The organism is Desulfovibrio simplex (assembly GCF_055387835.1).
In genome coordinates this window covers 1,350,739-1,364,612 of sequence record NZ_AP042377.1, presented here as the reverse complement: position 1 = coordinate 1,364,612, position 13,874 = coordinate 1,350,739, and the positions used below count along the sequence as shown (strand labels likewise).

Genomic DNA, 13,874 nt, shown 5'->3' with positions numbered 1-13,874 from the left:
GTGCCCCAGTAAGGGGACGCAAGGGGTAGGGGGTCACCAATCCAAGAAATCTTATCAAGTCAGCCACAAAAAGAAAAAGGAATTGGGCTTGTTAGCTCAATTCCTAAATTCGTGGTGCCGAGGGCGGGACTCGAACCCGCACGAGAATCCTCACTACCCCCTCAAGATAGCGTGTCTACCAGTTCCACCACCTCGGCGCGAAGCAATGAACTATCGTATTGGTCTGCTCTTGGCAAGTATTTTTTTAAAAAAAATTTCCGGGACTTGCGCTTGCGAGGCGTTGCGCGTAACTTCTGGCCCTTACTGGAGACAACCAATGGACGAATTTGTACACAAGTTTTTGAAGCGTACAGGGCCTGTCCTGTGCCTTGATATCGGCAGCGGTACGCAGGATGTCCTTTTGGCCCGTCCAGGGATTGAGTGCGAAAACTGGCCGCGTTTCGTACTTCCCGCGCCCGCCCGCATGGTGGCGCAGCGTATTCGTGAACTGACGTTGTTGCGCCGCGACATCTGGCTTTATGGCGGGAATATGGGGGGTGGCTTCAGTCAGGCCATCAAGGAGCATCTGGCCGCAGGTTTTAAAGTTGGGTCAACTCCCGCCGCTTCGCGCGGAATTCACGACAGTGAAGACGTGGTGCGCGCGATGGGGGTGGAATTTACCGCCAACTGCCCTGAAGGCAGCGTGCCCATTTTTCTCACAGACTATGCGCCGGATTTTTGGGCTGGTCTGCTGCGCATGGCCGGTCTGCCGCAACCCCACATGGTTCTGGCCGCGGCTCAGGATCACGGTTATCACGTGGGTGGCAACCGTCAGGCCAGAATGCGCATGTGGAGCCAACTTTTGGCGTCCTCTGTTGATCCGGCCGAGTGGATATATTCCGTGCCGCCTCCGGCTCTGACCCGTCTGGTGCCTCTGCATGAAAAAACTGGCGGGCCTGTGGCTGATACAGGTACCAGCGCGCTTCTTGGAGCGCTGTGCGACAGCGAGGTTATGGATCGCAGTTTCCGTGAGGGTATAACCGTGATAAACGTGGGCAACGGACACACTGTGGCGGCCCTTGTTTACAGGGGGCAGGTGCGCGGTATCTACGAACACCACACGGGCATGCGTGATCTGGAGCAGTTGTTGCACGATCTGGAACAATTCCGTAAACACTGGTTGCCTGCCGAAGAGGTGCAGTCCACCGGTGGTCACGGAACCGCTTTCGGGCCTTATTGCGAAGAGGCCGGCGGTTACGGGCCCACCTACATCACTGGCCCCAAGCGGGCCATGTTGCAGGGTCACGGGCGCTTTCTGGCTCCGCACGGCGACATGATGCTGGCTGGCAGTCTGGGGCTGCTCTGGGGCTGGGCGCGACTGCATACTAACTGATTCTGGGGCCTCCGTATTGACCCGGAGATCCTCCTGTGTGACGATGTTAATGCTTGCTAAGGTGAGGAAAGGCATGGAAATTTTTGATCCCGCAGAATTGTGGAGCCGGGAACGCATTGAGGAAACGCAGCTTGTCAGGCTGAAAAATACAGTAGGGCAGGCCCGCAAGTGCGACTTTTACCGGCAGCGGCTGGACGAAGCAGGGGTTGGGCCGGACTCATTGCGCAGCCTGGATGATCTGCGTCGCATTCCTTTCACCACCAAGCAGGATCTGCGCGCGCAGTATCCCACGGGCATGCTCTGCGTACCCCAGGCGGAAATCGTCCGCATGCATTGTTCCAGTGGAACTACAGGGTCGCCTGTGGCCATTTGCCATACGCAGAACGACATCAACTCCTGGGCTGACCTTATGGCCCGGTGTATGCACATGGTCGGCGTGCGCCGCGAAGATGTGTTCCAGAATATGTCCGGATACGGTCTTTTCACGGGCGGCCTTGGCATCCACTTTGGAGCGGAACGTCTGGGCTGCCTGACCATCCCCGCAGGCGCGGGCAACTCCCGCCGTCAGATCAAGCTGGCCAAAGACTTCCGCACCACGGTGGCGCACATCCTGCCATCTTATGCGCTTATTCTTGGTGAGCATCTGCGCAATATGGGTGAAGACCCGCGCGAATTTCCCCTGCGCATTGCTCTTGTGGGTGCAGAGCCGTATACTGAGGAGTTCCGCCGCCGCATCGAAGCCCTTTTCGACATGAAGGCATATAATTCCTACGGTCTGTCCGAAATGAACGGCCCTGGAGTGGCCTTTGAATGCCTTGAGCAGAGCGGCATGCATCTTTGGGAAGATGCCTATATTCCCGAAATTGTCGATCCCGAAACCGGCCAGCCGGTACCTGATGGCGAAGTGGGCGAACTGGTCATGACCTGCCTTTGTCGGCAGGGCATGCCGATCCTGCGGTATCGCACCCGCGATCTCACACGCTTCATACCGGGCGAATGTGGCTGTGGGCGCAAACACCGCCGTATGGATCGCATCCTTGGCCGTTCGGACGACATGTTTATCATCAAGGGCGTAAACGTCTATCCCATGCAGGTGGAGCAGGTTATCATGACCTTCCCCGAAGTGGGGCAGAGTTATCTCATCCTGCTTGAAAATGACGGCATTGGCGATGTCATGCGCGTGCAGATTGAAGTACGGGACGAGTTTTTTGTTGAAGACATGCGCGTGCTGCAAAACCTGCAAAAAAGCATAGCCCAGCGGTTGCGCGATGAAATTCTTATCACTCCCAGGGTAGAAATCGTGCAGAGCAACAGCCTGCCGCGCACCGAAGGCAAGGCTGTGCGATTACAGGATTTACGCGCTAAAAAATAGGTTGAGAACGGTATGGATTTTTTGCCCTTTCCCTTGGCGAGCCTGCTGGCGGGCGCGTTTATCACATTGCTGTGCTTTGTGCTCATGCTCAATGTTTTCGGCCTGCCAGCCAACTGGGTGATGCTGGGGCTTGTGGCGCTATGGAAGATGGCTCATCCCGCTTCGGAGTCCATGACGGCCTGGTTCTGGGTCATGATGGTCGGCCTGGCTCTTGTGGGGGAGGCGCTGGAACTGGGCATGCAGATCGTCAAGGCCAAACGCTACGGGTCAAGTTCATCGGGAACTTTTGCGGGCATGATTGGGGCAATCGCCGGAGCCATTTTGCTGGCGCCGCTTTTTTTCGGCCTGGGTGCACTTATCGGCGCGGTGGCTGGCGCATGGACAGGCTGTTTCGTGATGGAAATGGCCAAGGGCCGCCCGCTTCGCGAATCATTGGACGCCGCGTTTGGAGCCATGGTGGGGCGCTTTTTGGGAACGGTCTGCAAGTGCGGTATTGGCGGAGCCATGTTGGCATTGGCTGCCAGCCGCATCTGGCCGAAGCCTCCTGTGGGGGGGGGACTGACGCCTGACGAACCGCTTCAATTGGTCATGGCTCTGGCCGGAGGATTGTGCTGACATGGCTTCTTTGCTTGATGGTCTTGATGTCGTTCTGGTCAAGACCCGTTTTCCCGAAAATATTGGTATGACCGCAAGGGCTTGCGTGAATATGGGCTGTTCATCCCTGCGTCTGGTCGATCCGGAGCGTTGGGACAGGGAAAAAGCACGTCCGCTGGCGACGCCCAAAGGGCAGGACCTGCTGGATGGCGTGACAGTCAGCCCCGATCTGTCGGAAGCAGTGGCGCCCACAACCCTGGTGGTTGGAACAACCGCTCGCGTAGGCGGTTGGCGGCAGTCGCTGCTTTCTCCCGCTCAGGCTGCGGCAGCGGTGGCCGAGGTGCTGGCGCGGGGCGAACGGGTTGCTCTGGTCTTTGGCCCTGAAGACAGGGGACTTAACAATGAAGAAATTACCCATTGTCATAAACTGACAACCATACCTACAGACCCGGCTGCAAGCTCGCTCAATCTGGCTCAAGCCGTTTTGCTGCTTTTGTATGAATGCGCCAATGCCGCGCGTAATTGTCAAAAAAAAGAAAGCGGGCGTGCGCCAGGCGAGAGCGGAGGGGGCAAGCTGGCCACAGCGGCTGAACAGGAACGCCTGATGGAATCCTTGAAGGACATGCTGCTGCGACTTGACTATTTGCACGGAGATAACCCGGAATACTTCCTTATGCCCTGGCGACGCCTTTTTACCAGAGCCGGGTTGCGAAGACATGAGTATGACGCCCTGATGGGGCTTTGCAGGCAGGTTCGCCACAAATTGGGCTGATAGTGGCAAACGGTCTGCGCGAACGGATCGTGTACCATCGCGAAATCCCTGCAGATGAATCGTTCCGTATGTCGTCCTTGTACAATTGCCGCAAGAAAAAAATGACCGGACCAGCCTGGAAAAACGGTTCGGACTCAGCGAAAGCACCGGGACCGTGCAGGGTTACAGCATGCATGGCCCAAATGTTCTGCAGTGCTGGCCTGTGCGTATGGCCAGACCCGCTGACGCAGGTTTAATATGTCTCTTACATTGCCTTGTTTTGATTTTTCCGCCTGTTTGATTGCCTGAACATTCCGCTCCGCTAAACCAGATTACTCTTTAAGTGCTTCACTTTTCAATTCGTTTACTGCATAAAATGCGATTCTACGCACAATCAACGCCACGTTGCGGCGCATTGCATCTCGTGCAGCGTTACAGCATTTACCCTTCTTCAAAGTTAACATGCTTCGATTTTTTTGGGGGGGGGCCGCAAGAAAGGCCGCATGGCGGCCTTTCCGCAGCATATTTAATGCCGCATTTCTTTTTTATAGGCAATGTCCTCCCTGCACCCAAAGCCTTCGGGCTGGCCTTGGGCGTGTCCACAGAGCGACAGGGACAATCCGGCGAGCCGGTGCTCGATATTTTATGAGGAGTTCGAAAAAAATTCAGGGCCTGAGCAGTTGCAAGCTGAAAATGTTCTGTTGCTGTGTGCGCATGTACTTGCCCTAAAGGTGTCAGCGCGGTTTATCTTCACTGCTTGTATTCAAGCAGGCGTCTTTGTCAATTAAGAAAAAAATCACAATAAACAATGGGCTCTCTACAAGGGCAATGGGCATGTTGCAGTCAACGTAACGATATCACTAAAAATATTCGCAGTAAGTTTACAGAAGGCATATTGTACTGTTGAAGCGTTGTAACCGTCTTGCAACATGTGGTTTCTCCCCCGCTGTTCAAGGGTTTTTCCCGATCAAGGCAAAACAGTTTTTTGTAATTGTTTGTCATTACTGATTTATTGAAAGTATCTCCGAAACAAAATATTATAAAAGTTATTTTTATATTATTATGATGAAATTATTGAACTAATTGTGATTACGCTTTTAAGGTGTTTCGGTTTTGTGAAAACTTGGTTTGCATTCAACTCTATTTGCTTTTAAGTTTATGTCGAAGAGAACTACAGAGCACCTGTTTCTAGCAGCTTCTGTCAGCGTTGGGTGACTGGCGGCAGGTTATAGGAAGATATAGGAGCGGCTTAAGGCGGAGAGCCTTTATACCGTTCGTCATATATATTTGGCTGTACACTGTTCACGCGTGGGAAGAGTTGCTACTAGCAGCAAATTTGAGGTCTGTAACTTTTTGTTTTTAAGGAGGGAGCATGCGCATAACGCTCACGCACAAATATGTGGGTTCGCTCTTTGGTGCGCTGATTACCTGCTGTAGCGTAGTGCTTTTTGTTTCTATCTACTACATGAAAGCGCCGATCGAAGTTGAACTGGACAGGGGCATACGCCGCATGCAAAACGTTATCATGGAGGCCAATGAGATAACGCGCAACCGCTTTACACAAAGTGCGGCCCTGATTGCCGAGGATGACACTTTTGCGCGCACCATTGCGGAAAAAAATCATGAGCAGGCCAAAGAAATCGGGCAAAAGCTCATGAAAATGGCCGGGTCAGATTTCATGACCATTACGGACGAAACCGGTAGAGTCCTCGCCCGTGGCCATTCTGAAAAGTATAACGACAGCATCACCAATCAGGAAACCGTGGTGCTGGCCCTCAAGGGGCAACCTGCCGCGGCTGTGGTTGAAGGCACCATAGTGCCCTTTACCATTCGGGCAAGTCAGCCCGTGCTGTATGAAGGCAGATTGGTGGGCACCATATCCATTGGCACGTCCCTTGTGACGTCTGCCTACATAGATTGGCTCAAGCAGCTGTCAGGCCTCGATGTTACCATTTTCAAGGGTGACACGCGGGCAATGACCACCATTATGAACAATGGTCAACGCGCCATCGGCACCAAGCTTCAATCCCTGGAAATTATTGAGGCAGTGCTGAAAAAAGGTGAAACACGCTTTGCCCACAACAAGATTTTAGGCGTGGAATATAATTCTGCCTACTGGCCCGTAAGGGATGCGCACGACAAGATTATCGGCATGTGGTTCGTGGGTATGCCCATAGACGTGCTGCAACAGCTTGAGAGTGAGGCCGTTAACAAGGCCATCATGGTTGGTTGTATCCTGTTGGTTGTGCAGCTTACCCTGTCAGTCATTATAGGGCTTCGGGTCAGCGCGCCTGTGGGTAAAATCACCCGGTACGCTCTGGGGGTGGCCGAAGGGCAGAAGGATTTGACGCTCGATGTTTACAGCAAGGACGACATGGGGCAGCTGGCCGATGCGCTGCGACATATGGAAGAGAATTTGCGTAAACTGGTTCAAGACGCAAGCGAGAAGGCCGAACAGGCTCGTTTGATGGGCGAAGAGGCGCAGCGTGCAATGGAAGGGGCCAAGCAGGCCCAGGCCCAAGCCGAAATCGCCAAGCGTGACGGCATGATAAGCGCTGCCGCCCAAATTGAGGGCGTGGTTGAAAAACTTAATTCCTCCATCAACGATATTGCCGAACAGGTGGACAATACCGGCGGCGCGTTGAGCCATGCGGTGTCCAGATTGGCCGAAACAGCCACAGCAATGGAAGAGATGAACTCTACAGTGCTCGAGGTGGCCCGAAACGCCGGTGGAGCGGCGGACGTTTCCGCTTCCGCCAAAATGAAGGCCCAGGTCGGTTCTGAAGTCGTGTCCAAGGCTGTGAACGGCATTCAGGAAGTGCAGCGGCAGTCGATGGCCCTCAAGGACGGCATGTCGAAGCTCGATGAGCACGCAAAGGCTATCAGCCAGATTATGGGCGTCATTTCTGACATTGCTGACCAGACCAACCTGCTGGCGCTGAACGCTGCCATTGAAGCCGCCAGAGCTGGCGACGCAGGGCGTGGCTTTGCCGTAGTGGCTGACGAGGTGCGTAAGCTGGCTGAAAAAACCATGACCTCCACCACTGACGTGGGCAACGCCATTAAGGCCATCCAGCAAAGCGCCTCGCAGAGCATCCAGGAAGTGGATATGGCTGTGCGCAACATCGCTTCGGCGACGGATTTTTCCAACAAGTCCGGTGAAGCGCTGCAGGAAATCGTGGTGATGGTGGATCAGACCGCCGACGAAGTGCGGGCCATTGCCACGGCCAGTGAGCAGCAGTCGGCTACCAGCGAAGAAATCAACAAGTCCATCGCTGACGTGAACCACATTGCCGCCACTACAGCCGAATCCATGCAGTTGGCCATGAATGAGCTGGAAGCCCTGCGCAAGCAGGCCCACAGTCTCGTTGAACTCATAGAACACATGAAGAAAGCGTAATTCCAAAAGACCTGAAGACAGCAAAGGCCCTCCCGGTTCAGCCGGGAGGGCCTTTGCGCGTGGGTTGGATTCTGTCAGAAAGCGTATTTTCCGGCAGAATGACAAATTGAAATACGAAGTATTTCAGAGTGAATCTGCTCTGAAGGGCAATAGAAGATTTTGGAGGGTGGGGGCGTGGGGGAGGAGACCCTTTTGCAAAAGGCCCCCCCACAAAGCATTTTAGAGAGAACTTGCGCTACACGTTGAACAGGAAGTGCATCACATCCCCGTCCTTGACCACATATTCCTTGCCTTCCACGCGCAGCACGCCGCTGGCGCGACAGGCCGCCTCATTGTCATGGCTCATGTAGTCGTTGTAGGAAATGACTTCGGCGCGAATAAAGCCGCGCTCAAAGTCCGTATGTATGACCCCGGCCGCCTGAGGGGCCTTCCAGCCCTTGTGGATGGTCCAGGCGCGCACTTCCTGCGGGCCCACGGTGAAATAGCTGCACAGGCCGAGTGTTTCGTAGCCCGTGCGAATGATGCGCACAAGACCGCTTTCATCAATACCATACGAAGACAGCATTTCTGCCTGTTCCGCGTCGGACAATCCTTGCAGCTCTTCTTCCAGTTTGGCGCAAATGCAGGCAAAACCCGATTGGCGCTCGGCTGCAAAAGCCCTGAGGATTTCCACAAAGGCGTTGCCCTCGGCCACTGCGGCCTCGTCCACATTAGCGCAGTAAATGACGGGTTTGGCCGTCAGCAGGCCAAGTTCGCGCCATGAAGTCATGAAGGCTTCATTGGTGTCGGGCAGAGAAAAATCACGGGCGGCCTTGCCGTCATTGAGGTGGGCCAGCAAGGTCTGCATTATGTCGGCCACTGCCTTGGCGTCCTTGTTGGCTTTGGCCATCTTTTGCAGGCGTTCCAGGCGCTTTTCGACGCTTTGCAGGTCGGCCAGCAGCAGTTCGGTTTCAATGGTGTCCACATCGCGCAGAGGGTCTACGCCGCCGTCCACGTGCGTGATGTTTTCGTCCTCAAAACAGCGCACCACATGCACAATGGCCGCGCATTCGCGGATATTGCCCAAAAACTGGTTGCCAAGGCCTTCTCCCTTGCTGGCGCCGCGCACGAGACCGGCAATGTCGATAAAATCCACGCTGGCATTGATGGTTTTTTGCGGCTTGGCCTTGTTTGTCAGCTCCTGCAGGCGCTTGTCAGGTACGGCAACTGTGGCCTTGTTGGGCTCAATGGTGCAGAAGGGATAGTTGGCCGCCTGGGCGTTCTGGGCCTTGGTAAGGGCGTTGAAAAGGGTAGACTTGCCCACGTTGGGCAGACCGACGATACCTATGCTGAGGGCCATGCTTTCTCCTGAATCGCGGCAAGCGCTCTTGCATTGAAAGGAATAACGAAGCCGCGCGGGTTGTTGCAGACCCGCGCAGCGAAATGTTCAGGCTAGAGCAGATTACGAATGAAATGAGTTAACTGCTCTGCAAGGATTTTCCTGAAAATCCTTGCCACGAAATGCTCTAGAAGGCCCGGCACATGTACCGGGCCGGGCCTGTTATAGACAGAAAGTGTGGCGGAAGCAAGAAAACTTACTGCAAGCGCGTATTCACCGTGGGCGTAACGCCTCCCTTGCCCCCAGGAGACGGATCGCGCAGGAGCGGCATGAGGTCATCGGTAATGGGCACCGTGCCCGAACCCATGGCCAGCACTTCATTGCTGTTGGTATGGATCAGGCGGATGTTGAAGCGTACCTGTTCACCACTGACAACGTAGGTTCCAGCCATGATGGCCTGACTCGTGCCGACCCTGCTGGCCAGACGCTTGACGTCGCGGGTAAGAATGAACTCGCCCTTTTTTTTGTCAAAGTAGATGTCGCTCCCCTTGCGCAGTTCCTGAAAGCGGTATCCCGCGTTCATGAGCCAGCGCGTGACCTCTTCCATCATCTGGCGGGCCAGCGGCGAAGCCTCATTCAGGTCATTGAGGTTGGCAGGGGTGGTACCCATGATAATAATATTGGCGCGCGCCAGGGATTGTTGTTCTTTTTTGCTTACCTCTGGATCAGAGCCCGCATAGCGCATCATCAGCTGCTCATCCAGCTGACGCGCTATCTTGGTGGCTGCCGCGGGCACGTTGCCTTCGGCCGCGGCCGTGAGGGGCAGAAGCAGGGCCGCCAGCAGAAGAATAACGGCAATATAACGGCTCATGATAATCCTCAACGCATGGTGCGCAGCAAAAGTTCAATGCCGCCCAGTTCTTTTTCAATAATCGCCAGATCCTCGGCGGAACGGCAGGTGGAAAGCGCTTGCGTGTATGACTGGCGGGCCAGTTCATAGCGGCCCTGGTCCCGGTACTGCCGGGCCTGCTTCAAATATCTGGCGCTGATGTTCGGCCCTTGTCCCACAGACCCGCCAGTGCGTGCTGATTGGGTTTGCCCTGTTTCATAGGCAGAAAGATTCTGGCCTTTTGCCTGCGGGCCGTCCAGGCTTATAGTCAGAACCGGTCCCGCCGCAAGAGCGAGAAAGAAGATTGTAATGATGCGTGGGGTGACGCGCATGGCTGCTTCCGGCATTATTTGCCCTGTTTGATGTTAATGCTGCCGCTGGTGATGGAACTGGCCGGGGTGTAGAGTGAAGGGTACAAACCGCCACGCTGGCCAGAGGGTTTTGACGATGAGGCCACACTTGAACTGCCGGATTGCGCGGGCGCGGGTTTGACGGCAGGGGGGTCAGTTTTGCCCATGCGGGCCACAATGGGGGTGTTCACAAGCACAAGCTGCCCCGTGCGCATGACCATGCCATCCGTGGCGCGCACCAGGCGCGCGTTGACGAAGGTGGCGTCCTTGTCCACATAATATGTACCTACGACCAGGGCAGCCCATTTTTGCCCGGCCGGGATGACGGCGTTTTCGATCAGGGCCAGATCATCTCGCCCGCCCACTACGGCGATATTGCCGGTCAGACGGTATTCGCGCGCGGGAAAGCCGCGCTGGTTGAACTCGTAAAACATGGCTTCGCCCATGAGTCTGCCCAAGGGCGAACTGCGTGACGTATTGTTTTCGTCCACAAAGGATGTCGGCATGGCCACGACCCCCTGCAGAGCGTCATTGGGCATGGTGGCGAGCATCTGGTCCGCCAGTTCACGAAATTTCAGCTTCAGCTCAACTGCATCTATGTAGCCAGGATCATTGGCAGTGGCCGGAGCTTTAGAGCAGCCCGCCAACAGGGGCAGCGCAAGGGTGCAAATAAGTATAAGGCGTAATACGTTGTGCATGGCAACCTCAATAGTGTTCTGTTGTACTTATCGGCCCCTGCGCGATAAACTTCAGTGCCGGGATAAAGCAGGCATCAGCCCGACCCTGCTTTTTTTCGAAAAATATGCAAAACATGTTCCAGCGGCATAATTGGCTGCATGCTTGGCTTGCGGCCGGAAATAGCTTACAAGACGCCCTTAACAGGATATGGCGACACAGCGTCGCCAGGCTTTTTATCGGAGAAAAGGCATGCGCAAATGCACCAGGGCCATACGCCTCGGCAGCGTGACTGTGGGCGGGGGCGCGCCCGTTGTGGTTCAAAGCATGACCAACACAGACACCCGCGACCCTGAGGCCACGCTGGCGCAGATAGCCAGACTGGCGGAGCGGGGCTGCGAGGTGGTGCGTCTGGCTGTGCCTGATGAAGCCGCCGTGGCGGCGCTGCCTGCCATTCGCGCAGGCACATCCCTGCCCCTCATTGCCGACATCCATTTTGATCACCGCCTTGCCATGGGCGCTTTGGAGGCGGGCTTTGAAGGCCTGCGCATCAATCCCGGCAATATAGGCCCCAAGGCCCATGTGGACAGTGTGGTAGATGCGGCCAAGGCGCATGGCGCGGTCATTCGCGTGGGCGTCAATTCCGGCTCTGTGGAAAAAGACCTTTTGCGTAAATACGGCGGTCCCTGCCCGCAGGCCCTGGTGGAAAGCGCCCTCGGGCACGTGCGCCTGCTGGAGGCGCGCGGATTTTACGATACCAAGATTTCCCTCAAGTCCTCATCCGTGATGGATACCATTACGGCGTACCACCTGCTTGCCGAGGCCTGTGATTATCCCGCCCATATCGGCATTACCGAAGCCGGGGGCCTCATGCGCGGCACGGTCAAGTCTGCCGTGGGGCTGGGCATATTGCTGCACGAAGGCATTGGCGACACGCTGCGCGTATCCCTCACGGCCGATCCAGCCGAAGAGGTCACGGTGGCCTGGGAGATTCTGCGCGCCCTTGGTCTGCGCTCACGCGGGCCCGAAATCATTTCCTGCCCGACCTGCGGCCGGACGGAAATTGACCTTTTTTCACTGGCGCGCGCCGTTGAAGAGCGGCTGGCAACCTCCACCGCGGACGTGAAGGTGGCGGTTATGGGCTGCGTGGTCAACGGACCCGGTGAAGCCCGCGAAGCCGATCTGGGTGTGGCCGGAGGACGCGACAAGGGCATTATTTTCCGCAAGGGCGAGATTGTTCGCTCTGTCAAGGGGCAGGAAGCCCTGCTGGCTGCGTTTATGGAAGAACTGCAATCACTGCTTAACGAAAAGGAAAACATCTAATGCGCTTCAGCTCCTGCTATATTCCCACTCTCAAGGAATCCCCGGCCGATGCGGAAGTGGTCAGCCACAAGCTTCTGCTGCGGGCGGGTATGGTTCGTCGGCTCACGTCAGGGCTGTACATTTATCTGCCCCTTGGCCTGCGGGTCATAGAAAAAATCGGCCGCATCGTGCGTGAAGAAATGGAGAAGGCCGATTTTCGCGAGTTGCTCATGCCCATGGTGCAGCCCGCCGACCTGTGGAAAGAAACGGGCCGCTGGGAGCATTACGGCAAGGAGCTTCTGCGCTTCAAGGATCGCAACGAGCGCGAGTATTGCCTCGGCCCCACGCATGAAGAAGTCGTTACCGATCTTGTGCGCGGCGAGGTGCGCTCCTATCGCCAGTTGCCTGTGCGTCTGTACCAGATACAGACCAAGTTTCGCGACGAAATCCGCCCCCGTTTCGGCCTTATGCGCGGGCGCGAATTTGTCATGAAGGACGGCTATTCCTTTGACGCCACTACCGAAGGTGCGGAAAAGAGCTACAAGGCCATGTACGATGCCTATATGCGCATCTTCAAGCGCCTGGGCTTGCGCTTCCGCGCTGTTGAGGCCGACACCGGCTCCATCGGCGGAAATTTTTCCCATGAATTCATGGTGCTGGCCGATACCGGCGAAGACACCATCGCTTTCTGTCATGACTGCGAATATGCCGCCAACGTGGAAAGGGCGGAGGTCGTCTGGAAGGGCCAGCCTGCCACGGCCGCCTGCCCGGCCCTGGAAACCGTCGCCACGCCCGGAGCCCACAGCGTGGAAGAAGTGGCTGCCATGCTTGGCGTGTCCGCGAGCAGCATTGTCAAAACCATGCTGTTCAAGGTTGACGGCCAGACTGTGGCCGTGCTTGTGCGCGGCGACCGCGAAGTGAACGACATCAAGCTCAAGAACCTGATGAAGGCGCAGGAAGTCGAATTGGCCGACGCCGCCACAGTGCAGGCGGTAACCGGAGCGCCCGTCGGCTTTGCCGGCCCTGTGGGGCTCGGCGTGCCCGTTTATGCCGACGCGGAACTTCAGGGCGGCACGGACTATGTTGTTGGCGCCAACGCGGCCGACGCCCATATCAGGCATACTGACCTCAAGCGTGATGCCGCTGTGACCGCCTGGGGCGACTTGCGCACCATCACCCCCGAAGACCAGTGCCCGCGTTGCGGCGGTCGCATGGAGCTTACCAGGGGCATTGAGGTGGGCCACATCTTCATGTTGGGCCTGAAGTATAGTGAAGCCATGCATGCCGTGTTCCTGGACGAGAACGGCAAGGAACAGATCATGATTATGGGCTGCTACGGCATCGGCGTGTCCCGCGTGGCCGCTGCCGCCATTGAGCAGAATCACGACGAGCACGGCATTGTCTTTCCTCCGCCGGTGGCCCCTTTTGAGTGCATGTTGCTCAACCTGGATCCCCGCAGTGAAGAAGCTAATGCAAAGGTTGAAGAAATATATGCCCTGTTGCAGGGCATGGGCGTGGAAGTGCTGATGGACGACCGCGAAGAGCGCCCCGGCGTCAAGTTCAAGGACGCGGACCTGCTTGGCATCCCCGCGCAGCTTGTGGTTGGCGGCAAGGGCCTTGCCCGTGGCATCGTGGAGTGCAAGGACCGCCGCACGGGCGAAAAGGGCGAGCTTTCCGTGGACAACCTTGAGCAGGATTTTGCCGCCTGGATTGAAAAAGTCCGGCAGGGTTGGGCCAGCCGCTAGGCATTTGTGCTTTATTGAGGCTGTCCGACGCGGTTTTTCTGAAACCGTGCCGGGCAGCCTCATTGCAGTATTCGGCGGCTTATGGCGCAGTTCGTCAGTGAGCCGC

11 protein-coding genes and 1 tRNA gene are annotated in these 13,874 nt (G+C 56.3%); 7 read left to right on the top strand and 5 right to left on the bottom strand.

What is annotated here, in order from left to right; translation table 11 throughout:
• Positions 1–112: 112 nt before the first annotated feature.
• Positions 113–197 (bottom strand) — tRNA-Leu (locus ACZ5DH_RS05665).
• 119 nt (positions 198–316) lie between these two features.
• On the opposite strand from ACZ5DH_RS05665, the gene ACZ5DH_RS05660 reads away from it, so the two are divergent.
• From ACZ5DH_RS05660 to ACZ5DH_RS05640, 5 genes are all read left to right on the top strand, one after another.
• Positions 317–1,372, top strand: coding sequence for a DUF1786 family protein (locus ACZ5DH_RS05660; protein ID WP_464256119.1), 1,056 nt, complete (start codon positions 317–319; stop codon positions 1,370–1,372).
• A 73-nt stretch (positions 1,373–1,445) separates the two neighbouring features.
• Positions 1,446–2,744: a phenylacetate--CoA ligase family protein gene (locus ACZ5DH_RS05655; RefSeq protein WP_464256118.1), complete on the top strand. Its 1,299-nt coding sequence runs from the start codon at positions 1,446–1,448 to the stop codon at positions 2,742–2,744.
• Between the two features lie 12 nt (positions 2,745–2,756).
• Positions 2,757–3,359, top strand: a complete 603-nt coding sequence (locus ACZ5DH_RS05650; protein ID WP_464256117.1) for a DUF456 domain-containing protein — start codon at positions 2,757–2,759, stop codon at positions 3,357–3,359.
• A gap of 1 nt (position 3,360) precedes the next feature.
• Positions 3,361–4,110, top strand: a complete 750-nt coding sequence (locus ACZ5DH_RS05645) for an RNA methyltransferase (protein WP_464256116.1) — start codon at positions 3,361–3,363, stop codon at positions 4,108–4,110.
• Positions 4,111–5,461: 1,351 nt separating this feature from the next.
• The gene (locus tag ACZ5DH_RS05640; protein WP_464256115.1) at positions 5,462–7,489 is read left to right on the top strand and encodes a methyl-accepting chemotaxis protein; all 2,028 of its coding nucleotides are present in this window, start codon (positions 5,462–5,464) and stop codon (positions 7,487–7,489) included.
• Between the two features lie 235 nt (positions 7,490–7,724).
• On the opposite strand, the gene ychF is transcribed toward ACZ5DH_RS05640, so the two are convergent.
• The 4 genes from ychF to ACZ5DH_RS05620 all read right to left on the bottom strand — a co-directional run bounded on the left by ychF (position 7,725) and on the right by ACZ5DH_RS05620 (position 10,744).
• Positions 7,725–8,828, bottom strand: a complete 1,104-nt coding sequence (ychF, locus tag ACZ5DH_RS05635; protein ID WP_464256114.1) for a redox-regulated ATPase YchF — start codon at positions 8,826–8,828, stop codon at positions 7,725–7,727.
• 235 nt (positions 8,829–9,063) lie between these two features.
• Positions 9,064–9,678, bottom strand: a complete 615-nt coding sequence (locus ACZ5DH_RS05630; protein WP_464256113.1) for a FlgO family outer membrane protein — start codon at positions 9,676–9,678, stop codon at positions 9,064–9,066.
• Positions 9,679–9,686: 8 nt separating this feature from the next.
• Positions 9,687–10,028, bottom strand: a complete 342-nt coding sequence (locus ACZ5DH_RS05625) for a hypothetical protein (protein WP_464256112.1) — start codon at positions 10,026–10,028, stop codon at positions 9,687–9,689.
• A gap of 14 nt (positions 10,029–10,042) precedes the next feature.
• The gene (locus ACZ5DH_RS05620; RefSeq protein ID WP_464256111.1) at positions 10,043–10,744 is read right to left on the bottom strand and encodes a FlgO family outer membrane protein; all 702 of its coding nucleotides are present in this window, start codon (positions 10,742–10,744) and stop codon (positions 10,043–10,045) included.
• Between the two features lie 229 nt (positions 10,745–10,973).
• Between ACZ5DH_RS05620 and ispG the strand changes: the two genes are divergently transcribed.
• Together ispG and ACZ5DH_RS05610 are read left to right on the top strand one after the other, a co-directional pair.
• Positions 10,974–12,044 (top strand): flavodoxin-dependent (E)-4-hydroxy-3-methylbut-2-enyl-diphosphate synthase, encoded by a 1,071-nt coding sequence (gene ispG / locus ACZ5DH_RS05615; protein WP_464256109.1) that lies wholly within the window; start codon positions 10,974–10,976, stop codon positions 12,042–12,044.
• Positions 12,044–13,768: a proline--tRNA ligase gene (locus tag ACZ5DH_RS05610; RefSeq protein ID WP_464256108.1), complete on the top strand. Its 1,725-nt coding sequence runs from the start codon at positions 12,044–12,046 to the stop codon at positions 13,766–13,768. Before ispG ends, ACZ5DH_RS05610 begins: the two co-directional genes overlap by 1 nt.
• The last annotated feature ends 106 nt before the right edge of the window (positions 13,769–13,874 follow it).

Coding starts and splice junctions, on each gene's coding strand:
- ACZ5DH_RS05660 (WP_464256119.1), top strand. CDS start 317: ATGGACGAATTTGTACACAAGTTTTTGAAGCGTACAGGGCCTGTCCTG.
- ACZ5DH_RS05655 (WP_464256118.1), top strand. CDS start 1,446: ATGGAAATTTTTGATCCCGCAGAATTGTGGAGCCGGGAACGCATTGAG.
- ACZ5DH_RS05650 (WP_464256117.1), top strand. CDS start 2,757: ATGGATTTTTTGCCCTTTCCCTTGGCGAGCCTGCTGGCGGGCGCGTTT.
- ACZ5DH_RS05645 (WP_464256116.1), top strand. CDS start 3,361: ATGGCTTCTTTGCTTGATGGTCTTGATGTCGTTCTGGTCAAGACCCGT.
- ACZ5DH_RS05640 (WP_464256115.1), top strand. CDS start 5,462: ATGCGCATAACGCTCACGCACAAATATGTGGGTTCGCTCTTTGGTGCG.
- ychF (WP_464256114.1), bottom strand. CDS start 8,828: ATGGCCCTCAGCATAGGTATCGTCGGTCTGCCCAACGTGGGCAAGTCT.
- ACZ5DH_RS05630 (WP_464256113.1), bottom strand. CDS start 9,678: ATGAGCCGTTATATTGCCGTTATTCTTCTGCTGGCGGCCCTGCTTCTG.
- ACZ5DH_RS05625 (WP_464256112.1), bottom strand. CDS start 10,028: ATGCGCGTCACCCCACGCATCATTACAATCTTCTTTCTCGCTCTTGCG.
- ACZ5DH_RS05620 (WP_464256111.1), bottom strand. CDS start 10,744: ATGCACAACGTATTACGCCTTATACTTATTTGCACCCTTGCGCTGCCC.
- ispG (WP_464256109.1), top strand. CDS start 10,974: ATGCGCAAATGCACCAGGGCCATACGCCTCGGCAGCGTGACTGTGGGC.
- ACZ5DH_RS05610 (WP_464256108.1), top strand. CDS start 12,044: ATGCGCTTCAGCTCCTGCTATATTCCCACTCTCAAGGAATCCCCGGCC.